Origin of the sequence: Streptomyces sp. CAU 1734, assembly GCF_039888735.1 — a bacterium.
Taxonomy (GTDB): Bacteria; Actinomycetota; Actinomycetes; order Streptomycetales; family Streptomycetaceae; genus Streptomyces.
In genome coordinates this window covers 562,869-585,486 of the sequence record NZ_JBDQQP010000002.1, presented here as the reverse complement: position 1 = coordinate 585,486, position 22,618 = coordinate 562,869, and the positions used below count along the sequence as shown (strand labels likewise).

The 22,618-nt window shown below is 71.9% G+C and carries 19 protein-coding genes; 13 read left to right on the top strand and 6 right to left on the bottom strand.

Features of this window, described 5'->3' with window-relative positions; all coding sequences use genetic code 11:
* Positions 1 to 354: 354 nt before the first annotated feature.
* The 5 genes from AAFN69_RS06220 to AAFN69_RS06200 all read left to right on the top strand — a co-directional run bounded on the left by AAFN69_RS06220 (position 355) and on the right by AAFN69_RS06200 (position 8,600).
* On the top strand, positions 355 to 1,815 hold the full coding sequence (locus AAFN69_RS06220) for an FG-GAP-like repeat-containing protein (protein WP_347727251.1): 1,461 nt from the start codon (positions 355 to 357) through the stop codon (positions 1,813 to 1,815).
* A 138-nt stretch (positions 1,816 to 1,953) separates the two neighbouring features.
* A complete protein-coding gene (locus tag AAFN69_RS06215) occupies positions 1,954 to 3,474 on the top strand; it encodes an FG-GAP-like repeat-containing protein (RefSeq protein WP_347727250.1) in 1,521 nt (506 codons plus the stop codon).
* A 199-nt stretch (positions 3,475 to 3,673) separates the two neighbouring features.
* The gene (locus tag AAFN69_RS06210) at positions 3,674 to 5,158 is read left to right on the top strand and encodes an FG-GAP-like repeat-containing protein (protein ID WP_347727249.1); all 1,485 of its coding nucleotides are present in this window, start codon (positions 3,674 to 3,676) and stop codon (positions 5,156 to 5,158) included.
* A 325-nt stretch (positions 5,159 to 5,483) separates the two neighbouring features.
* Positions 5,484 to 6,938: an FG-GAP and VCBS repeat-containing protein gene (locus AAFN69_RS06205; protein WP_347727248.1), complete on the top strand. Its 1,455-nt coding sequence runs from the start codon at positions 5,484 to 5,486 to the stop codon at positions 6,936 to 6,938.
* A 192-nt stretch (positions 6,939 to 7,130) separates the two neighbouring features.
* Positions 7,131 to 8,600: an FG-GAP-like repeat-containing protein gene (locus AAFN69_RS06200; RefSeq protein WP_347727247.1), complete on the top strand. Its 1,470-nt coding sequence runs from the start codon at positions 7,131 to 7,133 to the stop codon at positions 8,598 to 8,600.
* 81 nt (positions 8,601 to 8,681) lie between these two features.
* On the opposite strand, the gene AAFN69_RS06195 is transcribed toward AAFN69_RS06200, so the two are convergent.
* Positions 8,682 to 9,359 (bottom strand): DUF998 domain-containing protein, encoded by a 678-nt coding sequence (locus tag AAFN69_RS06195; RefSeq protein WP_347727246.1) that lies wholly within the window; start codon positions 9,357 to 9,359, stop codon positions 8,682 to 8,684.
* 151 nt (positions 9,360 to 9,510) lie between these two features.
* On the opposite strand from AAFN69_RS06195, the gene AAFN69_RS06190 reads away from it, so the two are divergent.
* Positions 9,511 to 9,840 carry a YciI family protein gene (locus AAFN69_RS06190; protein ID WP_344471328.1) on the top strand — a complete coding sequence of 110 codons (330 nt, stop codon included), beginning with the start codon at positions 9,511 to 9,513 and terminating at the stop codon, positions 9,838 to 9,840.
* Positions 9,841 to 9,889: 49 nt separating this feature from the next.
* Positions 9,890 to 11,932, top strand: coding sequence for a sigma-70 family RNA polymerase sigma factor (locus tag AAFN69_RS06185; protein WP_347727245.1), 2,043 nt, complete (start codon positions 9,890 to 9,892; stop codon positions 11,930 to 11,932).
* Here the strand turns inward: AAFN69_RS06185 and AAFN69_RS06180 are convergent.
* The 4 genes from AAFN69_RS06180 to AAFN69_RS06165 form a co-directional block, all read right to left on the bottom strand.
* The gene (locus AAFN69_RS06180; protein ID WP_347727244.1) at positions 11,839 to 13,116 is read right to left on the bottom strand and encodes a serine hydrolase domain-containing protein; all 1,278 of its coding nucleotides are present in this window, start codon (positions 13,114 to 13,116) and stop codon (positions 11,839 to 11,841) included. The genes AAFN69_RS06185 and AAFN69_RS06180 overlap by 94 nt on opposite strands.
* Positions 13,117 to 13,229: 113 nt before the next feature.
* Positions 13,230 to 13,712 (bottom strand): GNAT family N-acetyltransferase, encoded by a 483-nt coding sequence (locus AAFN69_RS06175; RefSeq protein ID WP_347727243.1) that lies wholly within the window; start codon positions 13,710 to 13,712, stop codon positions 13,230 to 13,232.
* 53 nt (positions 13,713 to 13,765) lie between these two features.
* Positions 13,766 to 14,047, bottom strand: coding sequence for a DUF397 domain-containing protein (locus AAFN69_RS06170; RefSeq protein ID WP_347727242.1), 282 nt, complete (start codon positions 14,045 to 14,047; stop codon positions 13,766 to 13,768).
* Positions 14,010 to 14,855, bottom strand: a complete 846-nt coding sequence (locus AAFN69_RS06165; protein WP_347727241.1) for a helix-turn-helix transcriptional regulator — start codon at positions 14,853 to 14,855, stop codon at positions 14,010 to 14,012. The genes AAFN69_RS06170 and AAFN69_RS06165 overlap by 38 nt, the downstream gene beginning before the upstream one ends.
* A 152-nt stretch (positions 14,856 to 15,007) precedes the next feature.
* On the opposite strand from AAFN69_RS06165, the gene AAFN69_RS06160 reads away from it, so the two are divergent.
* The 4 genes from AAFN69_RS06160 (at position 15,008) to tgmC (ending at position 17,857) form a co-directional block, all read left to right on the top strand.
* Positions 15,008 to 15,412: an ATP-binding protein gene (locus AAFN69_RS06160; RefSeq protein WP_347727240.1), complete on the top strand. Its 405-nt coding sequence runs from the start codon at positions 15,008 to 15,010 to the stop codon at positions 15,410 to 15,412.
* 108 nt (positions 15,413 to 15,520) lie between these two features.
* The gene (gene tgmA / locus AAFN69_RS06155; protein ID WP_347727239.1) at positions 15,521 to 15,766 is read left to right on the top strand and encodes a putative ATP-grasp-modified RiPP; all 246 of its coding nucleotides are present in this window, start codon (positions 15,521 to 15,523) and stop codon (positions 15,764 to 15,766) included.
* Positions 15,766 to 16,749 carry an ATP-grasp ribosomal peptide maturase gene (gene tgmB, locus AAFN69_RS06150; protein WP_347727238.1) on the top strand — a complete coding sequence of 328 codons (984 nt, stop codon included), beginning with the start codon at positions 15,766 to 15,768 and terminating at the stop codon, positions 16,747 to 16,749. The genes tgmA and tgmB overlap by 1 nt, the downstream gene beginning before the upstream one ends.
* Positions 16,739 to 17,857: an ATP-grasp peptide maturase system methyltransferase gene (gene tgmC, locus AAFN69_RS06145; RefSeq protein ID WP_347727237.1), complete on the top strand. Its 1,119-nt coding sequence runs from the start codon at positions 16,739 to 16,741 to the stop codon at positions 17,855 to 17,857. Before tgmB ends, tgmC begins: the two co-directional genes overlap by 11 nt.
* Positions 17,858 to 17,911: 54 nt before the next feature.
* On the opposite strand, the gene AAFN69_RS06140 is transcribed toward tgmC, so the two are convergent.
* Positions 17,912 to 19,069: a cation:proton antiporter gene (locus AAFN69_RS06140; RefSeq protein ID WP_347727289.1), complete on the bottom strand. Its 1,158-nt coding sequence runs from the start codon at positions 19,067 to 19,069 to the stop codon at positions 17,912 to 17,914.
* 267 nt (positions 19,070 to 19,336) lie between these two features.
* Between AAFN69_RS06140 and AAFN69_RS06135 the strand changes: the two genes are divergently transcribed.
* The gene (locus AAFN69_RS06135) at positions 19,337 to 20,173 is read left to right on the top strand and encodes an ABC transporter ATP-binding protein (RefSeq protein ID WP_347727236.1); all 837 of its coding nucleotides are present in this window, start codon (positions 19,337 to 19,339) and stop codon (positions 20,171 to 20,173) included.
* Positions 20,173 to 22,611 (top strand): FtsX-like permease family protein, encoded by a 2,439-nt coding sequence (locus tag AAFN69_RS06130; protein ID WP_347727235.1) that lies wholly within the window; start codon positions 20,173 to 20,175, stop codon positions 22,609 to 22,611. Before AAFN69_RS06135 ends, AAFN69_RS06130 begins: the two co-directional genes overlap by 1 nt.
* Positions 22,612 to 22,618: the final 7 nt, after the last annotated feature.

Below are 22,618 nucleotides of genomic sequence, written 5' to 3'. Positions count from 1 at the left end.
CCCGCCGTGTCCGCGCCGCCTCCCCGCCGTGCGCGTACGGAATCCCCGGCCGTACGGGTCGTGACCGGCCCGCGCCGGGATCCCGCCGGCCGCCCCCCGTGCGCCCGTGCGAGTCACCCCGGCCGCCCGGCCGTGCGCACCGGTCCTCGTCGTCCCCGCCGCCCCGGACGGGCGGGCCCCCGGGATCCGTACCCCGCCGCGCCCGGCGGCACGCCGACTCGCCGCCCCCGCAACGGAGTTCACGTGCAACCTTTTCGCCGTCCGGTGAGTCATCCACGCATCCGGTGGACGCTCCGGCGCACCCGCCGCGCCGTGCCCACCGCCATGAAAGTCCACGAGGACGAGGGTTTGCCCATGACTTCACTCACTCCGGCCCGCACGCTCGGACCGGCCGTCGCCGGCGTCGTCGCCATCGCCGGCGCGCTGCTCGCCCCCACGGCCTCCGCCGCGCCCGCCGCCCCCGCGAAGGCCAAGGCCGTCCAGCCGGACGACTTCGACGGCGACGGTTACCGCGATGTCGTCATCGGCACCCCCTTCGGGGATGTGGGCACCATCCGCAACGCGGGCCATGCCGCCGTGCTGTACGGCTCCAAGTCGGGGACGCTCCACGCCCGGAAGCAACTCCTCGACCAGGGCAGACCCGGCGTGCCCGGCACCCCCGAGCCGTATGACGGCTTCGGCGCCGCCGTCAGCTCCGCCGATCTGGACCGGGACGGCTACGCCGATCTGGTCGTCGGCGCCCCGGGGGAGACCGCCGCCGACACCGGCACCGTCTCTGTCTTCTGGGGCGGGAAGAAGGGCCTGAACCCCGCCGCCGCGGTGATCGCGGGCCCCGCCGGATCCACCATCGGCGCCCACCTGATCACCGGCGACGTCAACGGCGACGGCAGCCCCGATCTGGTCACCTCCCAGTCCGCCGGTGTGCGGGCCCTCCTCGGCCCCTTCACGAGGAACGGCTCCCCCGCCCGTACGACCGTCGTCGCGGGCCCCGGCCCGGAGACCCCGGAACAGCTCGCCGCCGGTGACTTCAACCGCGACGGACTGACCGACATCGCCGCCACCGCCGTCCGGGTGGAGAACGATCTGCCCAGGCCGTATCTGCGGATCTGGCACGGCAGCCGGTCCGCCGCCCTGACCGCCGCACCCGACATCCGCCGGGCCGACCTCGGCTTCTCGGCCGCCGCCGGGGACGTCAACGGCGACGGTTACGCCGACCTCGTCACCGGCACCAGCGAGACGGGCGACGAACGCGATCTGCCGACCGCCCGGAACAAGGGCGGCGCGATCACCTGGATACCCGGCTCCGCCAAGGGCCTCGTCCCGGCGAAGGCGCGCACCCTCAACCAGAGCACCGCCGGCGTCCCCGGCACCGCCGAGCGCGGTGACGCCTTCGGGTCGGGCGTCTCGGTCGGCCGGATCGACTCCGACACGTACGCGGACATCTCCCTCGGCGTCCCGGGTGAGGACACCGGCGGCCGGAACGAACCGGGTGCGGTGGTCGTGCTGCGCGGCTCCGCGAACGGCCCCACCGGCACCGGCGCCCGGCTCTTCGGCCAGAACACCGCCGGGGTGCCCGGCACGGAGGAGAACGCGGACGGATTCGGCTGGGCCACCAAGCTCGTCGACTTCAACCGTGACGGCCGGGCGGACCTGATCGCCGGCGCCCCGACCGAGGACGCGGCCGACGGCGCGGTCTGGGCCCTCAAGGGCACGGCGAGCGGGATCACCGCGAAGGGCTCGCACTCCTTCGGGCCCCGCGCCCTCGGACTCCCCACCGGCCGGGCGGACTTCCTCGGCGCCGTCCTGAACAGGTGACGGACCGCCGGACCGGGGGCGGTTCAAGATCATTGGGCAACCTTTTCCGGATCCGGCGGGTCACGTACACACACGGTGGCGCCGGAGCGCCCGCCGCGCACCGGCACCACCCGCGTTCCAGCAGAGGGTTGACCATCCATGACCGCATTCACCCCGGCCCGCGGCCTCGTCCTGGCCGCCGCGACGGCGGCTGTCGCCGCCCTGGTGACCCCCGTCGCGTCCGCGTCCCCGGCCCCGGAGAGGTCCGCCTCCCCTGTGTCGTCCGCCTCCCCGGTGCCGTCCGCCGGGACATCCCCGGCGAAGCCCGGGGCCGTCCAGCCGGACGACTTCAACGGCGACGGCCACCGCGATGTCGTCACCGCCACCAAGTACGGCACCGTGAAGGGCCGGAAGTACGCGGGCCGGGTCACGGTGCTGTACGGCTCCAAGTCGGCCGCTCCGCACGCGAAGAGGCTGGTTCTCGACCAGTCCGGGGCCGGTGTCCCCGAGGACCCCGAGTATCTGGACCACTTCGGTGCCGCCGTCACCTCCGCCGATCTGGACCGGGACGGCTACGCCGATCTGGTCGTCGGCACCCCCGGCGAGGAGGCCCCCGGCGCGAAGGAGTGGGTGAACACCGGCTCCCTGTCGGTGTTCTGGGGCGGCGGGACGGGCCTCGGCCCCCGGGCCGCCGTGATCAACGGCACCGCGCAGGGCTCCGGCCTCGGCGGCCATCTCGCCGCCGGTGACTTCGACGGCGACGGCGACGCGGACCTCGTCACCCTGGACGGCGCCGACTTCCGGTTCCACGCAGGTCCGTTCGGGCGCGACGGCTCCGCCGCCGCCACGGCGGTCGTCCCGGGCGGCGGCGACCTCACCCAGGGCATCGCCGCCGGCGATGTCAATGGCGACCGCGTCACCGACCTGGTCGCCGCCCAGCACCACCCCGAGGAGGGCTCCGCCCGCACCACCCGGCTCTGGAAGGGCACCCCGAAGGGCCTGGTCGCCGCCGGCGCGGTCAGGGGCGGCCCCGGCGGCGACACGGTCGCCACCGGCGACATCAACCGGGACGGCTTCGACGACCTGGTCATCGGCCGCCGGGAGGGGTACGACAGCGACCTCGACACCCCCGAGGCCAAGGGCGGCCTGTTCGTGTACGTCCCCGGCTCCGCGAAGGGCCCGGTGGCCGCCCGTGCCCGGGTCGTCAACCAGGACGATCCCGGCATTCCCGGGGTCGCCGAGTGGGGCGACCACTTCGGTGCCGATCTCACCGTCGGCGATGTGAACGGCGACGGATACGCGGATGTCGCCGTCGGTGTGCCGGGCGAGGACCACGGGGGCCGCAAGGACGCCGGCGCGGTCGTCGTCCTGCGCGGTGCGCGGGGCGGCCTCACCGGCACCGGGGCCGCGGTCCTCAGCCAGAGCACGCCGGGTGTGCCCGGCACCGCGGAGAAGGCCGATGTCTTCGGCGGCGCGGTCGCGCTGGTGGACTTCAACCGCGACGGCCGGGCCGATCTGTTCGCCGGAGCGATGGGCGAGAACGGCAGCGAGGGCGCGGTGTGGGCCCTGAAGGGTTCGGCCGCCGGCGTCACCGCGAAGGGCTCGGTCTCCTTCGGCCCCCGCACGGTCGGCATCACCGAGCCCGCCGCCGGCTGGTTCGGCTTCACCTTCAACCGGTGACGGCCGCCCCACCCGCCGAACCGCCGCCGGAACATCCGTGCGGGTGCCCCACCCGTACGGCACAGCCTGATCCACTTCCGCCGGACCGCCGGGCAACCCCTGCCCGCACCCGGCGAGTTGTCCCTGTACAGGGTTCGGCCGGCGTGGGCCGCAGCGCCCACGACCGGCGTTCCCCGTCCCCGAATCGCGAGAGTTGACCATGACCTCATTCCCCTCGGCCCGCAGCCTGGGCCCGGCCGTCGCGATCACCGTCGTGGGCGCGCTCACCGCGCCCACCGCGTTCGCCGCCCCGGCCGCGCCCGCGGCCCCCGCGAAACCCGCGTCGGTCCAGGCCGACGACTTCAACGGCGACGGCTACCGCGATGTCGTCACCGGCGCCCCGAACGCGACCGTGCGGGGCGCCCGGGCGGCCGGCCGGGTCGCCGTGCTCTACGGCTCGAAGTCGGGCACGCTCCACGCCCGGAAGCAGCTGCTCGACCAGGGTCTGCCGGGTGTGCCCGGCGAGCCCGTGCGCCACGACCGCTTCGGCGCCTCGATCACCTCGTCCGACCTCAACCGGGACGGTTACGCCGATCTGGTCGTCGGCGCCCCCGGCGACGAGCTCCCGGGCGAGCGGGAGGACTCGGACACCGGCTCCCTGTCGGTGTTCTGGGGCACCAAGGGCGGTCTGACCCGGTCGGCGGCGGTCATCAACGGTGTCCGGGGATCTTTCGAGGTCGCCGACCACCTCGGTTACGGCGACTTCGACGGCGACGGCAACCGGGACCTCGTCACCGGGAGCGCCCACCAGCTCCGCACCCTCTTCGGCCCCTTCAAGCGCGACGGTTCCCCCGCCCGCGTGACCACCCTCACCAACCCGGACACCTGGTACACCGAGAGCCTGGCGGTCGGCGACCACAACGGCGACGGCCGGTCGGACATCGTCGCCACCCAGTCCCGCGTCCACCCCGAGGACTTCGACACGGTCAGCGCGCTGACCGTGTGGAACGGCACCGCCAGGGGCCCGGTCCTCGCCCCGGTGATCGACGAGGTCGAGGCCGGCCACACGATCGCCCTCGGGGATGTCAACGGCGACGGCTACGGCGACATCGTCACCGGCACCACCGAGTGGGGCAGCGACCACGGCCCCTTCACCCGCCACAAGGGCGGCGCGATCACCTGGATCCCCGGCTCGGCCAAGGGCCCGGTCCCGGCCAGGGCGCGGGCCATCAGCCAGAGCAGCCCCGGCATCCCGGGCACCGCCGAGACCGACGACGGCTTCGGCACGGGTGTCTCGGTCGGCCGGATCGACTCCGACAAGTACGCGGACATCGCCTTCGGCGTCCCGGGCGAGAGCATCGGCGGCAAGGAGAGCGCCGGTGCGGTCATGATCCTGCGCGGGAGCGCCGGCGGGCCGGCGAGTGCCGGGGCGAGGCTCGTCAACCAGGACAGCGCGGGCGTGCCCGGCACCCTGGAGAAGGGCGACCGCTTCGGCGGGCGGACCAAACTGGTCGACTTCAACCGCGACGGCCGGGCCGACCTGATCACCGGCGCGACCGGCGAGGACGCCTCGCGGGGCGCGGTATGGGTCCTCAAGGGCTCGGCCGCCGGCATCACCGCGAAGGGCTCGCACTCCTTCGGCCCGCGCACCCTCGGGATCAGCGAGCCGCGCGATCTGTCCTTCGGGGCCGACTTCAACAGATGATCACGGGCCCCGGCACCCCGGCATCCGGCCCCGGCACCCCGGCATCCGGCCCCGGCACCCCGGCCCCGGCCGGAATGCCGGTGTCCACCGCGTGCGAACCGGACCCCCGCCCCGCGCGGGAAAGGGACGAACCGGACCCGTCCGCACCACCGAACAATCGCCGGACGGCCCCGTTCGCCCCGCCGCGCCAAGGCGGCCATTGTTTGCCCGAGTTTAGGGCGCAACCATTTCCGTACTTGGCCGGTCATGCAGTCACAAGGTCCCACTTGAGGTGGGTTCACCCCCGCAACACGTGGTTCACAGGCACCAGTTACGAAAGTTGACGATGACCTCAATCACCTCGGCCCGCAGCCTGGGCCTGGCCGTCGCGATCACCGTCGTGGGCGCGCTCACCGCGCCCACCGCGTTCGCCGCCCCGGCCGCGCCCGCGGCCCCCGCGAAGCCCGCGTCGGTCCAGTCCGACGACTTCAACGGCGACGGTTACCGCGATGTCGTCACCACCACGCGCGCGATGCACATCAGCGGCACCAACCGCCCGGCGCAGGTCGCCGTGGTCTACGGCGCCAAGACCGCCGCGCTGCACGCCAAGAAGCAGACCCTGAAGACGAACCGGGCCGGTGTGCCCGCGCGCCCGTCGTACGACTTCGACGCCCGGACCGCGACCACCTCCGCCGACCTGGACCGGGACGGCTACGCCGATCTGGTCGTCGGCACCCCCGGCGAGGACCAGCCGGGCAGCACCGAGCGGGAGGGCTCCGGCGCCCTGTCGGTGTTCTGGGGCGGCAAGACGGGCCTGAACCCGGTGCCCTCCGTGGTCAAGGGCAATGGCGGATATCTCGCGGCCGGTGACTTCGACGGCGACAAGAACCCCGACATAGCCACCCTGGACGGCGGAAACTTCCGCGTCCACAAGGGGCCGTTCCAGCGCAGCGGTGCCGCCGCGAGCACCAAGCTGATCGCCAACCCCCATGAGGTCGTCCGCGATGTCGCCGTCGGTGACTTCAACGGCGACCGCATCACCGACCTCGTCACGGTCGACAATGTCCAGGACGGCCCGTCCATGCTCTCCACCCGGTTCTGGAAGGGCACCAAGAGCGGCCTGGCCGCCGCCGGCTCGCTGAGCAAGTACCCCGGCGGGGAGCGGGTCGCCCTCGGTGACATCAACAAGGACGGCTTCGACGACATCGTCCTCGGCCGCCCCGACCGGGGTCTGACCGACGAGGGCGTGCCGGAGGCCAAGGGCGGCCGGATCATCCACATCCCCGGCTCCGCCAAGGGCCCGGTGACCGCCAAGCGCAAGCTGATCAACCAGAACAGCACCGGTGTCCCGGGCACCGCCGTCTGGGGCGACCACTTCGGCTCCGACGTCGCCATCGCCGATGTCAACGGCGACAAGTACGCGGATGTCGTGGTCGGCGCGCCCGGCAAGGACGTCGGCGGGAAGAAGGACGCCGGCGCGGTGATCGTGCTGCGCGGCGCCAAGACCGGTCTGGCCGCCGCCGGCGGGGCCGTCTTCACCCAGGACACCGCCTCCGTGCCCGGCACCGCCGAGAAGAACGACTACTTCGGCGGCGGGCTCAGGCTGACCGACTTCAACCGCGACGGCCGGGCCGACCTGATCGCCGGCGCCGATGGCGAGGACCTCTCGCACGGCGCGGTGTGGGCCCTGAAGGGCTCGGCCGCCGGCATCACCGCCAAGGGGTCGGTCTCCTTCGGCCCCCGCGTGGTCGGCATCACCCCGGTTCCGTACTACGGCTTCGGTCTCGGCTTCAACCACTGACCGACCGGCTCCGGCGACTGACCGGCCGGCCGGCTCGTACCCCCGGACCCGCACCCGCCAGGTGCGGGTCCGCCCGTTTCCGGGCCGCCGGCGCAACCTTTCCCCGGCCCGGTGAGTCATGGGGACGACCGGCCCGGAGCGGGTGGGCCGGTCCCCGCCCTCACCTTCCGGCTCCCTGCTACGAGAGTTGACATGAATTCACTCACTCCGGCACGTGCCCTGACCCTGGCCGCCGCGATCACGGCCGTCGGCGCGCTGGTGACCCCCACCGCCCTCGCCGCCCCGGCTCCGGCCGCCCCGTCGGCGCACTCGGGCAAGGCGGTCCTCCCCGACGACTTCAACGGCGACGGATACCGCGATGTCGCCGTCGGATCGGAGTACCTGAGGGTCAAGGGCCGGGTGAGCGCGGGGCATGTCTCCGTGCTGTACGGCTCGAAGGCGGGCTCCCTCCACACCAGGCGGCAGCTCCTCGACCAGAGCCGGCCGGGAGTCCCCGACGACCCCGAGCCCTTCGACAACTTCGGCGCGAGCACCGCCGCCGCCGACCTCGACGGGGACGGTTACGGAGATCTCGTCGTGGGCACCCCCGGCGAGGAGGCCCCCGGTGCGAACGCCTACCTGGACACCGGCTCCCTCTCCGTCTTCCGGGGCGGGAAGACGGGCCTGAACACCTCGGCCACGGTGCTCCAGGGCGGCGGGAAGCACCTGGTCACCGGCGACTTCAACGGCGACCGGCACCCGGATGTCGCCACCGTCGGATACCTCAAGGAGCAGCGGGCCGGTGAGCTGATCCTCCACTCCGGCCCGTTCACGCGCGACGGCTCCCCGGCTGCCACCACCGTCACCCCGCTCGGGAACGAGTACGTCCACGACATCGCCACCGGCGATTACAACGGTGACGCGATACCCGACCTGGTCGTCCTCCAGAACGCACCCGTCTGGTCCAGCATCGCCACCCGGATCTTCAAGGGCACCCGGCAGGGCCCGGTCGACGAGGGCATGCTCAAGAAGGTCCCCGGCGGCCAGTCGGTCGGCCTGGGCGACATCAACAACGACGGTTACGACGAGATCGTCGTCGGCCGCAGGGGATATCTCGGCGACGACTACCGCCCGAAGAACGTGGGCGGCATGATCGCCGTCGTCCCCGGCTCCGCGAAGGGCCCGGTGGCCGCCAAGGCGAAGGTCATCGACCAGAACAGCCCCGGAGTCCCGGGCGCCGCCGAATCCGGCGACAGCTTCGGCGGTGACATCGCCCTCGGCGACATCGACAAGGACGGCTACGAGGATCTCGCGGTCGCCGTGCCGGACGAGGCGATCGGCAAGAAGCGGCACGCGGGCGCGGTGGTCGTACTGCGCGGCTCCAAGGGCGGGGTCTCCGCCGCCGGCGGCGCGGTCTTCAGCCAGGACGCCGCCGGGGTCCCCGGCACCGCCGAGACGTACGACGGCTTCGCCACCGCGATCAAGCTGGTCGACCACAACCGCGACCACCGGGCCGACCTGGTCATCGGCGTCCCCCACGAGGACGGGTACACGGGCGCGGTCCTCTCCCTCAAGGGCTCGCCCTCCGGCATCACCGCCAAGGGCGCGTACTCCTTCGGCCCCCGCACGCTCGGCCTGACCCCCTCCTACGGCGACAACTTCGGCTCCGGCTTCAACCACTGACCGCCGGCGCACGCACGACGGCCCGGACCCGCACCTCGACAGGTGCGGGTCCGGGCCGTCGTACGGTGCGCGGGGCGGGGCTCAGATCTCCCGCGAGCGGTAGTGCGCCGCCACCGCCGCCACCGACACCATGGCGGTGATCGCGCCGACCGCCAGCGTCAGCGTCCCGGCCGTGCCACCGCTCATCGCCCACCCGTTGCCGAGCAGCAGCGCGGTCCCGGCGATCCGGGAGACGATCGCCCGGCCCCGCTCCCCGGCCCGGGAGAAGTGCCGGCCGAGGACATAGTTGGCGGCGATCAGCGAGGTGAAGGTGAGCGTCCCGGCGGCCATGTGCGCATAGCTCGGCCAGGTCATCGCGGTCGGCATCCCCTCCGGCGCACCGGCCGGGAAGCCGTCCGCCGGGTCCATCACAAAGGCCCCCGCCGCGATCAGGCCAATGCCGCTGAGCAGGACCAGCCGGGGAGCCCAGACCCCGCCGGGAGTGCCCCGGAGCACCCGGCGGAGCCCGACCGACCCGATGACGGTCAGCACCCCGGCGAGCACGAAGTTCGTGATCTGGAGCCAGCCGAGCGAGCCATTGCTCAGGGCGCTCAGCGGGTGGCGGGTGATGTCGAACCCGTCCCGGGCGGCGGCCTGGCCGAGCGAGACCACGGCCCACAGGGGCGCCGCGGCGGCGGCGAACCCGAGCAGCGTACGGGTGGAGACCCGGGCGTTCGTCGCGGTGGTGGCGGCGGTGGTGTGCACTGCGGTGGCGGTCATGGCGATCGGTCCTCTTCGTCTCCGTGGATTCGCTTCTCGCCCTCACATCGAACAAGCGATGTGACAGGGAACGCCGCCATTCCCTGTCACATAAGCTGTTCGACGTGTGGGCAGAGCAAGCAGCACCCCACCGAGCAGATGGAGAAACCCCATGCGCTACCTGATGACGACCAAGGCCACCGACAACGCCGCCGCCCCCGACGAGAAGCTCTTCGCCGAGATGGGCGCCTTCGTGGAGGAGCTCACCGCCTCCGGCGTACTGCTGGCCACCGGCGGACTCGCCCCCTTCGGAGTGCGCCTCATCTCCTCGGGCGGCGAGATCACCGTCACCGACGGCCCGTTCACCGAGGCCAAGGAGGCCGTCGCCGGATTCGCCCTGGTCGAGGTCCGCTCGGAGGAGGAGGCCGTCGAGCTGGCCCGCCGCTTCCGCCGGATCGTCGGCGACGGCGAGAGCGTGATCCAGCAGGTCTTCGGCCCGTGACTGCGCCGGGGAAGTCCGCCAGGCCCCGAGTGCCGAGGACCGTCACGCCATGAGCGGCGGGGACCACTCGGCCGGACCGTCCGGCGGCAGCCCGGTCACCCCCCGCCGGGGTGACCCGCACCGCACCGTCGACGCCGTCTGGAAACAGGAGTCCGCCAGGATCATCGGCGCGCTCACCAGGCTGGTCCACGATGTCGGCCTCGCCGAGGAACTGGCACAGGACGCCCTGGTCGCCGCCCTCGAACAGTGGCCCCGGTCGGGCGTCCCGGAGAATCCGGGCGCCTGGCTGACGGCCATCGCCAAACGCCGGGCCGTCGACCACATCCGCCGCGCCCGGCGCCTGGACGAGAAACACCAGCGGATCGCCCGTGAACAGGACCGGCTCACCCCGGACCGAGACGAAGCGGACCAGGAGGAACCGGAGCGGGACGACGCCCTGCGGCTGATGTTCCTCTCCTGCCACCCGGTGCTGCCCACCGCGGCCCGGGTGGCCCTCACCCTCCGCCTCGTCGGCGGTCTCACCGCCGGCGAGATCGCCCGCGCCTTCCTGCTCCCCGAGACGGCGATCACCCGCCGCATCGCCGATGCCAAGAGAACCCTCGCCGAGGCCCGGGTTCCCTTCGAACTCCCCGAGGGCGGCACCGAACCGGCCGAACGCCTCTCCTCCGTACTCGAAGTCATCTATCTGGTCTTCAACGAGGGGTACTCGGCCACCTCCGGCGACGATCTGCTCCGCCCCGGCCTCACCCTGGAGGCGCTGCGCCTCGGCCGCCTCCTCGCCGGACTCGCCCCCGGCGAGCCCGAGGCCCATGCCCTCGTCGCCCTGATGGAGATCCAGGAATCCCGCTCGGCCGCCCGCACCGGCCCCTCGGGCGAACCCGTCCGGCTCCACGAACAGAACCGGGGCCGCTGGGACCCGCTCCTGATCCGCCGGGGCTTCGCCGCGATGCTCCGGGCCCGCGACACCCAGCGGGGCCGCCCGCCCGGCCCATACCTCCTCCAGGCCGCCATCGCCGTCACCCACGCCCAGGCACCCACCGCCGAGTCCACCGACTGGCAGCGGATCGCCGCCCTCTACGAGACGCTGGAGGCCCTGCTCCCCACCGCCGTCGTACGCCTCAACCGCGCCGTCGCCCTCGCCATGGCCCGGGGCCCCGAGGCCGGTCTCGCCCTGATGGACACCCTCACCACCGACCCGGCGCTGCGGGACTACCACCTTCTCCCCGCCGCCCGGGGCGACCTGCTGGTGAAGCTGGGGCGGTACGCGGAGGCCCGCCCCGAATTCGACCGTGCGGCGGCCCTCACCCACAACACCGCCGAACGCGCCTTCCTGCTCGGCCGCGCGGAAGCCCTGGAGCCCGCCGCCGCTCAGGGCCCCACCCTCGCCGAGGCGGCGGACGACTTCCTCACCCGGGACAACATGGACCCGGCCACGGCCCGCTCGTACGGCCAGACACTGCGCCGGCTCCGTACCGCCCTCGGCGACCGCCGCCCCGTCTCCGGCCTCACCGCCGGCGACATCACCGGTGTCTTCGCCCTGGCCTGGGGCGGCGCGGCGGCCACCACCTGGAACCGCCACCGCGCCGCCGTCCGCTCCTTCGCCGGCTGGGCGTCGCTCGGAGACCTCGCGTCCGGCCTGGAACGCCGCGCCGAGACCCCGTCCCGCACCCTCCCCATCCCGCCGGAACTCCTCGAAGCCCTCTGGTCCCGCCCGGACCTTCCGCCGCGCGAGCACGCCCTCTGGCGGCTGCTCCACGAGTCCGGGGCGCCGATCACCACCGTCCTCGCGCTCGACATCCAGGATCTGGACCTGGACGACCGCCGGGCCCGTACGGCCTCCGGCTGGGTGAACTGGCGCGCGGCCACGGCCCGGCTGCTGCCCCCGCTGATCGCGGACCGCACCCGGGGCCCGCTCTTCCTCACCGACCGCCGCCCGGGCCCGGCCCGCCGCCCTCCGGAGGCGGACCTGTGCCCGGACACCGGCCGCAGCCGGCTCTCCTACGAACGCGCGGAGTATGTGTTCAAGCGCGCCACCAGCTCACTCGACCCGAACGGCGACGGCTGGACGCTGCGGAGGCTCGGCGCCGGCTGAGACGGCTTCTCACCGCAGAAGGCCGCGTTCAGGGTCGCCGGGGTCCGGTCCGGGTTCCAGTCGCCGTTGGCGTTGGTCACCATGGTCCGCTTGCCGTCCGAGGTGGTGTACATCTCCGAGATGGAGCCGTGGATGCCGCCGCTGTGGCCCCAGATCTCCACCCCGCAGGAGAGCACGGCGCGTTCCAGCCCCAGGCCGTACCCGACGTCGGCGCCGGGGACGGGCAGGGTCACGGCCGTGGTCAGCTCCTTCTGCTGCGCGGGCGGCAGCAGCTTCCCGGAGAGCAGGGCGCCGGCGAAACGCTGAAGATCCCCGGTGGTGGAGATCATGTCCCCGGCCGACCAGCCCCAGGAGGCGTTGAGCCGGGTGGCGTCGTGGAACTTCGCGTCCGGGCCCGCGTTGAACATCTTGCTGTAGGCGCGGCCCGAGGGCTTCGGCATGGCGGCCGAGTGGCGGGGCAGGGTGGTGTTCCGCAGCCCCAGCGGGCGCAGGATCCGGTCCTGCATCTCCTGCTCGTAGGAGCGGCCGGTCGCCTTCTCGATGATGAGTCCGGCGAGGATGAAGTTGGTGTTGGAGTAGTTCCAGCCGGCGCCGGGTTCGAAGTCCGGGGCGGAGCGCATGGCCCAGCCGACGAGGCTCTCGGGGCTGTGCCGGTGGTAGCGGTTCTTCAGGAAGCCCTCCTCGCCCAGATAGGTGGCGCCGAACTCCGGATTGGCCGTGTAGTTGCTGATACCGCTGGTGTGGTTGAGGAGCTGGCGGATGGTCACCTTGCTGCCGTCGTGACCGTTCCCGGTGACCAGGCCCGGCAGCCACTTCTCCACGGTGTCGTCCAGATCCAGCCGTCCCTCGGCCTCCAGCTTGAGGATCACGGTGGTGACGAAGGTCTTGGTGATCGACCCGATACGGAAGCGGTCGTGGTCCCCGCGCTTCTTCCCGGTCCGCAGATCGGCGACCCCGGCCTCACCCCGCCAGACGCGTTTCCCGTCCCGGACCGAGGCCAGCACCCCTGGTATGCCGGCCCGTTCCACCTGGTCCTCGATGACCTCCTGGAGCGCGGTGGTCCTGGGATCCTTCGCGGGCTTCCCGGTCTGTGCGACGGCGGGCGCCGCGAGCAGCCCGGCCGCGACCACCGCCGCGAGAGTGGTGCCGATGGCACGGGTGGCCGTGAGGGTGTGGCGGGACATGTGCCCGTCCTTCCTGCCTACACGCGCCGCGATGTGCGGCGCGGTTGGCGGAAAGGACCCGGACGGGGGCGAGAGGGTTGCCCGGGCGGAAAGGTTGAGCGGAATCCGGTCATTCACCCGGCCGGGCGGGCCCCGCCCACACTCCGCCGGTAGATCTGCCGCGACCCGCCCTCGGGCCCCGGCTCGGTGACCTCCCCGGCCGTGAACCCGAGCCGCTCGTAGAAGACCCGCGCCCCACTGGCCACGGCCCCCGGATGATCGTCCCCGAAGGTGACCACATCGAGCGTTCCGGGCCCGGCGACAAACCGCCCCAGGGCGGCGTCCAGCAGCGCCCGCCCGACCCCCTGCCCGCGCGAACCGGCCGAGACGACCAGCCAGTCGACGTGGTACGCGGGCGGCGCGACCCCGAAGAGCAGCCCCCCGAACAGGTCCTTGCCGTCCCCCTCGGCGACGAGAGCGGTTCCCCGCCCGATGTGGCTCCGCACGGCCCGGTGAAACCCGGGCTCGCCGACCATCGCCCCGAACCAGTGCTCGACCTCACCGGCGAGCCCGAGAATCCGGTCGAAATCCTGCTCCAGCGCGATTCGTACGATCATCCCGACAGTCTGGCACCCGTCCCGCCGGGGTCGGCGGGACGGGTACGCGCGGGTCACTTCTGGTGCAGCACGCCCTGCCCGGCGGCCCGGGCGAAGGCCGCGAAGGCGGCGGCGCTCGTGGTGAACGCCCCGCCTCCGGGATTCTTCGAGTCGCGGACGGCGACGGCGGCGGTGCAGGCGGCGACCTCGACGCACTCGCCGCCGGTGCTGCCGCTGTACGAGGACTTGAGCCATACGGCGGTGCCGAGGGCGGCGCACTCGACGCAGTTGCCGCCGGTGTCTCCGCTGTAGGACGACTTACGCCACTGTGCGCCCGTCAGCTTCTGGTTCTCCATAACGCTCCTCCATGATGCGGGCGATCAATGCCGCCGACTGTTCCACGGAGAGCGCGGCGGCTTGCAGATGATCGTATCGGAGCGTGCCTTCTCTAATAGCGTCCGGATTGGCCGTCATATGCCCCTGGACGAAGTCCTCGGTATAGAGGATGTCCGGGTCGTCCGCGAACCGCAGAACGGTGAACTCGCCCATGAGCCCGGTGTGGGCACCAGCCTCGAAGGGCAGCACCTGAAGCTGCACCGACGGCAGATCCCGCAGACTCAACAAATGTGAGAGTTGATTCCGCATCACCTCCCTTCCACCGATCTCTTGATGGAGTACGGCCTCGCTCAGGATCACCCAGATCACTGGTGGATGCTCCCGGTGCAGGATCCGCTGCCTCTCCATCCTGGCCGCGACCTTGGCGTGCAACCCGTCCTTACCACGGGCTCCCAGCACCGCCCGTGCGTACTCCTCCGTCTGAAGCAGCCCGTAGACCAACTGCGGCTGGAATGAGGAGATGTACGTAGCCTTCGCTTCCATCTCCGCATATGGCTGGAACCAGGTCGGCAACTGGCTCCGCAGCACCAGCCCCACCAGCCGCGAGAAGTGCCCGTTGCCGCCCAGCGCGGCATCCGCGCGCTCCGAGAAGTCGCGGGTGGGCACCTTCTTCGCGGTCTCGATCTGCCCGACGAGGGACCCGGTGCAGAAGATGATGGATCCGAGCTGTGGCTGGCTGAGCTTGGCCTCGTCTCTCATCCGCCGTAATTCGGCGCCGTAGTAATCGAGCGGCGAAGCGCTCGGGTCCAGGTCCTTGAGGTGTTTCACGACTCACCCCCAACGGTGTCCAGGGTTCGCTGCTTATCGTCGCCAAGGCTAGTGACGAGGGTTCAAGCTGGGAGGGGAAACAACGAAGTTTTCCCGCCGCGCTGGGAGTTATCGTGCAATTGATCGATCCTGAATCCTCCACGATGTACCGGATGAGCCTGACCGCCGGAGACCATTCGGCGGGCCATGTCCGCCGGATCGTGCGCGCTTACCTGGAAGCGTGGCATCTCGAAGAAATGATCGATTCCATTCAATTGGGCACGACGGAACTCCTCGCGAATGTGGTCCGCCATGTTCCGGGCCGCCGCTGCGATTTCGCACTCCTCTGGCTCCCCTGGGGCGCCCGCGTCGAGGTGAGCGACGGAGCCGCCGCCATGCCCCGTATGCCCCAGCCGGCCGAGTTCGCGCCGCCGCAGGACACGGACGAGCTGGACGAGGGCGGACGCGGTCTGATCCTGATCGACGGCATCTCCAGGCGCTGGGGCGTCGTCCCTCTCAGCCCCCAGGGGAAGACCGTCTGGTTCGAGTGCGAGACCAAGCACACGGCACTTCCCTGAGGCGGCGATGTGCGGGTCCGGCTTTCGGCCGAATTCTCCGGTTTCCCCTCGTTCTCGCACTCGTTCCCACCACCCTGAGCTGTTCCAGCACGACTACTGGAGGAAGAGATGGCCGAAGGTTCCGCGATGCCCTGGGGGCTCACCAGGATGAGGCCCTTCCCTGAAGGTGAACCGACCGAGTGCACGACGGTCGTGCTCGACCCGGAGACGCAGATGGGCCGGTGGTTCGACGCCGACGGGGAGGCCGTTCCGGGCGAGGGCAAGCACAAGAAGCCCTCCACGTACCGGGAGACGAAACCCAGGACGAGCCTGGACGGCAACAGGGACGAGGGCCGCGATCAGGAGACCGACTGATGTCGGGCGATCCTGTGGTGTTGGTCGTCACCAAGCCGGACGACATCACTGCGGACCTGGTCGTCGGGGAGCTGAACGAGCGTGACGTTCCCGTGGCCCGCTTGGATCCCGGGGACTTCCCCGGTGCTCTGACACTGGCCGCCTGCCCGGACGCGAACGGCCTCGGCGGCACTGTGCGCACCTCTTCACGCGAGGTGGTTCTGGGCGAGGTGCGATCCGTGTACTGGCGTCGCCCGAACGCCTGCGCCGCGCCGGCTGGATTGTCCGAGCAGGACGCGCACTGGTGCGTGGAGCAGGGCCGGTACGGACTCGGAGGCGTCCTCGCGGCGCTTCCGGACGCGTTCTACGTCAATCATCCCTGGCGCAACCGGGATGCCGAGCACAAACCCGCCCAGCTCGCCGCTGCGGCGCGGAGCGGTCTGCGCGTACTCCCGACCCTGATCACCAACGACCCCGGAAAGGCCCGCCGATTCGCCTCGGAGTACGGGCCGGTGGTGTACAAGCCCGTGTGGAACAGCGACTACGCGGGTGCCGACGGACGCGGACTCACGGTGTGGGTCGAGGAGGTCACCCCGGAGGCCATGAGTGACGGTGGTATTGCCCTGACAGCTCATATGTTCCAGCGGAGGCTGAACAAAGCAGCCGATGTACGGCTGACGGCGGTCGGCGAGGAGCTGTTGGCCGTGCGTATCGACGGTGCGCCGGGACTTGACTGGCGTCAATATTATGAATCGCTGTCATACGCCGTGATCGACCCGCCTGCGGACGTGGTCAAGGGAGTCCGTGCTTACCTGGACGCCTTCGGGCTCACGTTCGGGGCATTCGACTTCGGCCTGGATTCCGACGGACGCTGGTGGTTCTACGAATGCAATCCGAACGGGCAATGGGCGTGGTTTCCGGACCCCATCACTCGGCGGATCGTCCACACCCTCGCCGATCGGCTGCAACACGGCTCTGAATCCGGGAAGTGCCATGACCACTGACACCGCACACCTCCGCCGGCGTCTCGCCGCGCGGTTCGGCCCGGAGTGGCGCGCGGCCGTGGAGGCCGTTCCCCGGGAGCTCTTCCTCGGCGCGGATGTCTTCCGGCCCGAGGAGGGCCGGTGGAATCCGGTGCGGCGGGCCGAGACCGGCGAGGAGACATGGTCGGCCCTGGCGTACTCCGACACGACCTGGGTGACTCAGGTGGACGGCGTACGGGCGGGAGATGCCCCGGGGCCGCTCGAAGGGCGGCCGACCTCCTCCTCCACGCTTCCCTCGCTGGTGGTCCGGACACTGGAGTTGTCCGGTGCGCGGCCGGGGGATGACGTCCTGGAGATCGGCACGGGCACCGGCTACTCCACCGCGATCCTCTGTCACCGGCTGGGGGACGAACACGTCACCTCCGTCGAGTACGACCCCGGTCTCGCGGCGGACGCCGCCGATCACCTGCGGGCGGCGGGGTGTGCGCCCACCCTCGTGGTCGGCGACGGGCTCCAGGGGCATGACAGGGGGCACGAGTACGACGCCCTGGTGGCCACCTGTTCCGTACGGTATGTCCCCCGGTCTTGGCTCTGGCAGGTCCGGGCGGGTGGTTCCATCACCACCACCATCAGCGGGTGGATGGTCGCCTCCGGGCTGATCCGGCTGGAAGTGGACGATGCGGGCGGGGCGTCCGGGCGCTTCGCCGCCGACCGCATTTCCTACATGCTCGCCCGGCCTCATGAGCGTCCGCCGCGTCCGCAGTTCCACCGGCTGCGCGGTGACACCCGCCGAAGCAGGGTCGACCCCGGAATTCTGGAGGAGTGGACGGCGCTTTTCGTCGCGCAACTCGCCGCGCCGTCCGCCGAATACTGGCTCGCGGGTGACGACGATGCGGTTCTCTCCGATGTCGCCACCGGGTCCCAGGCGTGGACGGAACGCATGGGCACCGGCTGGGTTGTCCATCAGCACGGGCCGCTCAGGCTCTGGGACCGGGTGGAGGAGGCCCTGCTGCTGTGGGAGGGGGCTGGATCGCCCGATCAGACGGCCTTCGGCATGACGGTGACCGACGAGAACCAGCGAGTGTGGATCGGTGATCAGTCCGGGCCGGGCTGGTCGCTGCCGGTCTGAGCCACGCATGCGGGCTGGTGACTCCCCCGGGGGAGTCACCAGCCCGTGCAGAGGTCACAGCCGCGCGGGCTCCGGTTTTCGCTCCGGGAGGATCCGGGCGAGCAGCTGCGAGCGGCCGGCGACCAGCGGGGCGAGGACGGCCAGGACCAGGACGTAACTGGCGATGAACGGGGAGAGCCGGTCGTCCAGGCCGGCCGCCGCCGCCATCGTCGCCAGGATGAGCGCGAACTCACCGCGCGCCAGCAGCGTGGTGGAGATGTTCGCGGCGGGGCCGGGGCCGAAGTCGTAGATACGGGCCGCCGCGAGTCCCGCCAGGACGTTCATCGCCAGGGTCACCGCGACGGCGGCGAGGACGGGCCACACCACGGTCGGCAGATCGCCGGGGTCGATCGAGAGGCCGAAGGCGAAGAAGAAGATCGCGCCGAAGGCGTCCCGGAGCGGATGGACGAGCTTCCGGATGCGGTCGCCCGAGGTCGTGCTCCCGAGCATCAGACCGACCATGAAGGCGCCGATCGCGTCGGCCACCCCGAACCATTCGGAGACACCCGCGAGGAATACGGCCGCGCCCAGGAATGAGATGACGAGAAGTTCATCGTCCCGGGTGTTGATGAGCCGGCCGATGACCCGGGTGCCGAAACGGGCGACGAGGGCGAGCAGCAGCAGGAAGCCGAATGCCTTTCCGCCGTCCATGACGGCGGCGGAGAGGCTGTCCGCGCCGGAGAGGATGGGCTGGAGCGCGGCGAGATAGAGGGCCAGGAAAATGTCCTCGACCACGATGATGCCGAGAATCGGCTTCGTCTCCGGATTGCCGATCCGGCCCAGATCGACCAGCACCTTGGTGACGATCGCCGACGACGAGATGCCGAGCACTCCGGCGAGTACCAGCGCCTCCGAGGTGCCCCAGCCCAGCGCGAAGCCGAAGCCGAGGCCGGCGCCGACATTGAGCAGCAGATAGGCGCCGCCCGCCAGGGCCATCTTCCGGCCGCCGGTCTTCAGGTCGTCGAGGTGGAATTCAAGGCCCAGATAGAAGAGGAGCAGGACGAGCCCGAGCGCGGAGAGCATCTCCAGCTCGTGCGGGTCGTCCACCAGGACGATCCCGGGGGTGTGGGGGCCGAGCAGGATCCCGGCCAGGATGAAGAGAGGGATGGTCGGCAGGCCGATCCGGCCCCCGACACGGGCGAGAAAGGCGGCGGCGAGAAACGCGCCGCCCATGGCTATGAGGGTGTCTGCGTGTCCGATGGGCTCGTCCTCCGTCAACGTCGTCAAGATGGCGTCAAGGAACCGTCAGTAATTAGTTTACCAAATGGTTGTCGTGCGCAACTATATAGGGGTGGCCCCGGGGTTCCGGTGGGGTTCTCCCCACCCCCGGTCCGCCAGCGGGCGCCATGGTCGCGATCACCGCCTCATCCGTACGTTTGAGCCACTGACCAGCGCTGATACCAGTGCGGGCACAAGGCGACACCGGCGGAGGAACACACCATGGGGCTGCGACGCGGCAAGCAGCGGATCGAGCACCGGACGTACGCGGACGGCACGTCCGCGTACCAGGGCGCTCGGGCTGCGGTCGAACTCCGGGGTGTACGACGTCAGTACGGCAAGGGCTCCGGCGCCGTCCACGCGCTGCGCGGCATCGATCTGAGCCTCCCGCACGGCAGCTTCACCGCCGTGATGGGACCGTCCGGCTCCGGCAAGTCGACCTTCCTCCAGTGCGCGGCCGGACTCGACCGGCCCACCGACGGCTCCGTCCGTCTCGGCGGCACCGAGATCACCGGGATGAGCGAGAACAAGCTCACCCTGCTGCGCCGCAGCCGGCTCGGCTTCGTCTTCCAGGCGTTCAATCTGCTGCCGTCGCTGACCGTCGAGCAGAATGTGCTGCTCCCGATGCGGCTGGCGGGCGAGCGGCCCGACCGCCGCCGGGCCGCCGAAGTCCTTGCCGAGGTCGGCCTCGGGGACAAGGGCGCCCGCCGTCCCTCCGAGCTCTCCGGCGGCCAGCAGCAGCGGGTCGCCCTCGCCCGCGCCCTGGTCACCCGGCCCGATGTGATCTTCGCGGACGAGCCGACCGGAGCGCTGGACACCACCACCGCGTCCGAGGTGCTCGCACTGCTGCGGTCCGCCGTGGACACCCTCGGCGCCACCGTGGTGATGGTCACCCATGACCCGGTCGCCGCGACCTACGCCGACCAGGTCCTCTTCCTCGCCGACGGATCCATCGCGGACAGCGCGGTGCGGGCCGACGCCCGGGAGATCGCGGCCCGGATGGCCGCCCTCACCGCCCCCACCCGGCAGCACTTCGCCGGAGCCGGAGCGGTCGCCTGATGCCCGCCAACGGCCTGGCGCGCGCCGCCGTCAAGTTCAAACCGTCCTCCTTCGCCGGTACCTTCGTCGCCCTCTTCATGACCGCGCTGATCGTCTCGGCCTGCGGCATCATGCTGGAGAGCGGACTGCGGGCCTCCGTCCCGCCCACCCGGTACGCGAACGCGCCGGTGGTCGCCGCCGCCGACCAGCAGATTCGTTTCACCACCGGCAGCGGCGAGGACCGGACCACCGAGTACATCCAGATCCCGGACAAGGCGCGGCTGGATGCCGGACTGGTCCGTACCGCCGCCGCCGTACCGGGCGCGGCAGCCGCGATTCCGGATGTCGGCTACCCCGTACGGGGGGAGAAGGGGCCGCTCACCGCACAGGGCTGGGGCTCGACCGCCTTCACCGGCGTCACGCTCACGGAAGGCACCGAGCCGGGCAGGGGCGAGGTCGTCCTCGGCGGCGGCGCCGCCGCGACCGGCGACCGGGTGAGTCTGGAAACCCCCGGCGGGAAGCGGGAATTCCAGGTCTCCGGCATCACCTCGGCGCCGGGTGCGTGGTTCGCCGACCGCGACGCCATCGCCCTCTCCGGCCACCCCGGCACCGTCGACGCCATCGCCGTGCTGCCCGCGAAGGGCACGGACACCGGCGAGCTCGCCTCGCGGGTCAACGCCGCGCTCGACGGCAAGGCCAAGGTCCGCACCGGCGACGACCGGGGCGGCATCGAGAACGCCGGCCTGGCGCGGGCGAAGGAGACGCTGATCGCGCTCGGCGGATCCTTCGGCGGAATCGCGACCATGGTCGCGGTCTTCACCGCCGCCGGCACCGTCGCGCTCTCCGTGGGTCTGCGCCGCCGTGACTTCGCCCTGCTCCGCGCGATCGGCGCCACCCCCGCCCAGATCCGGCGCACCATCACCACCGAAGCGCTGCTGATCGCCCCGCTCGCGAGTGCGCTGGGCACCCTGCCCGGCATCGGCCTCGCGGTCTGGTGGACCGGACAGCTGAAGGAGAAGGGCGCGGTCCCGGACGCGGTCGACCTGGCCGTCGGGCCCATCCCGCTCGCGGTCGCCGTCGTCACCGGAGTGCTCACCGCCGTACTCGCCGGACGGATGGCCGCCCGCCGGCCCGCGAGGATCAAACCGGGCGAGGCACTCGCCGACGCGGCCGTCGAGCGGATCGGCTTCGGCAAGGTCCGTACGCCCCTGGGCATCGCGGCCGTCGCCGGCGGCGCGGCGCTGGCCGGGGTCTCCGCGAACATGACGGGCCCCGACGCGGCCAACACCGCCTCCGGCGTGGTCATGTGCTTCATGCTCGCCGTCGCGCTGCTCGGTCCGCAGCTCGCCCGGTTCTGCGCCGGACTCTTCGGGCTGCCGCTGCGGGCCGCCGGTGCCGCCGCCTCGCTCGCCGCCGCCAACTCCCGCGCCAACGCCCGGCGGCTGGCCTCCGCGATCACACCCATCGTGCTCGCCATGTCCTTCTCCTGCGTACTGATCTTCCTGCACAGCAATGTGGACCGGGCGACCGAGCGGCAGCAGCGGGAGGGTCTCACCGCCGACCACATCGTCGGCGGGCCCGGCGGTCTCACGGCCGACGCGGCGCGCCGCGCGGCGGACGTCCCCGGGGTCTCGGCCGCCGTCTCGCTGATCCGCACCGGCGTCCTCGTACCGTCGAGCACGGGCCTTCAGCAGGCGTCCGCCCAGGGTGTGGACGGCGGCCCGGCGGCACTGGCGAAGGTGCAGGACCTCGGTGTGCGCGAGGGCTCCCTGGCCGGGCTGCGCACCGGCACGATCGCCCTCGACGCGTCCGTCGCCGACGCGGCCGGGGCCGGGGTGGGCGAGCGGATCGACATCCGTCTGCCGGACGGCGCGAAGGCGTCCCCCGAGGTCGTCGCGGTCTACGGCCGGGGTCTCGGACTGGCGGAGGTCACCCTGCCCGCCGCCGCGCTGAAGGGGCACATCAGCTCACCCTTCCCGCAGGAACTGCTGGTCAAGGCGGGCCCGGAGGCGGCCGGCGGGCTCGCGGCACTGGGCGCGGTCCAGGACCGGGACGGCCACGCCGCCGCACAGAGCGTGGACCGCGAGATCAACGCCTGGGGCAATCGCACCATGGCCGCCGTCCTCGGCGGATTCGCGGCCCTCGCCGCCGCCAACACGCTGGTGATGACGGTCCTGGACCGCCGCAGGGAGCTGGGAATGCTGCGGCTGATCGGCTCCACGCGCCGCCAGGTGCTGGGCATGATCCGCTGGGAGGCGCTGCTGGTCACCGGTGTGGGGGTGGTGCTGGGCACCGCCATCGCGCTGGCCACGCTGGTGCCGATGGTCCGGGGGATCACCGGAGGGGCCGTGCACATTCCGCCGGCGGTGTACGGATCGTTCGTCGCCGGAATCGTGGCCCTGGGGCTGACGGCCTCGCTCCTCCCGGCACGGGCGGCGATCCGGGCCGAACGGGTCTGAGGAGCCT

Coding starts and splice junctions, on each gene's coding strand:
- AAFN69_RS06160 (WP_347727240.1), top strand. CDS start 15,008: ATGAGCCTGACCGCCGGAGACCATTCGGCGGGCCATGTCCGCCGGATC.
- AAFN69_RS06205 (WP_347727248.1), top strand. CDS start 5,484: ATGACCTCAATCACCTCGGCCCGCAGCCTGGGCCTGGCCGTCGCGATC.
- AAFN69_RS06180 (WP_347727244.1), bottom strand. CDS start 13,116: ATGTCCCGCCACACCCTCACGGCCACCCGTGCCATCGGCACCACTCTC.
- AAFN69_RS06130 (WP_347727235.1), top strand. CDS start 20,173: ATGCCCGCCAACGGCCTGGCGCGCGCCGCCGTCAAGTTCAAACCGTCC.
- AAFN69_RS06220 (WP_347727251.1), top strand. CDS start 355: ATGACTTCACTCACTCCGGCCCGCACGCTCGGACCGGCCGTCGCCGGC.
- AAFN69_RS06170 (WP_347727242.1), bottom strand. CDS start 14,047: ATGGAGAACCAGAAGCTGACGGGCGCACAGTGGCGTAAGTCGTCCTAC.
- AAFN69_RS06190 (WP_344471328.1), top strand. CDS start 9,511: ATGCGCTACCTGATGACGACCAAGGCCACCGACAACGCCGCCGCCCCC.
- tgmA (WP_347727239.1), top strand. CDS start 15,521: ATGGCCGAAGGTTCCGCGATGCCCTGGGGGCTCACCAGGATGAGGCCC.
- AAFN69_RS06200 (WP_347727247.1), top strand. CDS start 7,131: ATGAATTCACTCACTCCGGCACGTGCCCTGACCCTGGCCGCCGCGATC.
- AAFN69_RS06140 (WP_347727289.1), bottom strand. CDS start 19,069: ATGGGCGGCGCGTTTCTCGCCGCCGCCTTTCTCGCCCGTGTCGGGGGC.
- AAFN69_RS06215 (WP_347727250.1), top strand. CDS start 1,954: ATGACCGCATTCACCCCGGCCCGCGGCCTCGTCCTGGCCGCCGCGACG.
- AAFN69_RS06195 (WP_347727246.1), bottom strand. CDS start 9,359: ATGACCGCCACCGCAGTGCACACCACCGCCGCCACCACCGCGACGAAC.
- AAFN69_RS06135 (WP_347727236.1), top strand. CDS start 19,337: ATGGGGCTGCGACGCGGCAAGCAGCGGATCGAGCACCGGACGTACGCG.
- AAFN69_RS06185 (WP_347727245.1), top strand. CDS start 9,890: ATGAGCGGCGGGGACCACTCGGCCGGACCGTCCGGCGGCAGCCCGGTC.
- AAFN69_RS06210 (WP_347727249.1), top strand. CDS start 3,674: ATGACCTCATTCCCCTCGGCCCGCAGCCTGGGCCCGGCCGTCGCGATC.
- tgmB (WP_347727238.1), top strand. CDS start 15,766: ATGTCGGGCGATCCTGTGGTGTTGGTCGTCACCAAGCCGGACGACATC.
- tgmC (WP_347727237.1), top strand. CDS start 16,739: ATGACCACTGACACCGCACACCTCCGCCGGCGTCTCGCCGCGCGGTTC.
- AAFN69_RS06175 (WP_347727243.1), bottom strand. CDS start 13,712: ATGATCGTACGAATCGCGCTGGAGCAGGATTTCGACCGGATTCTCGGG.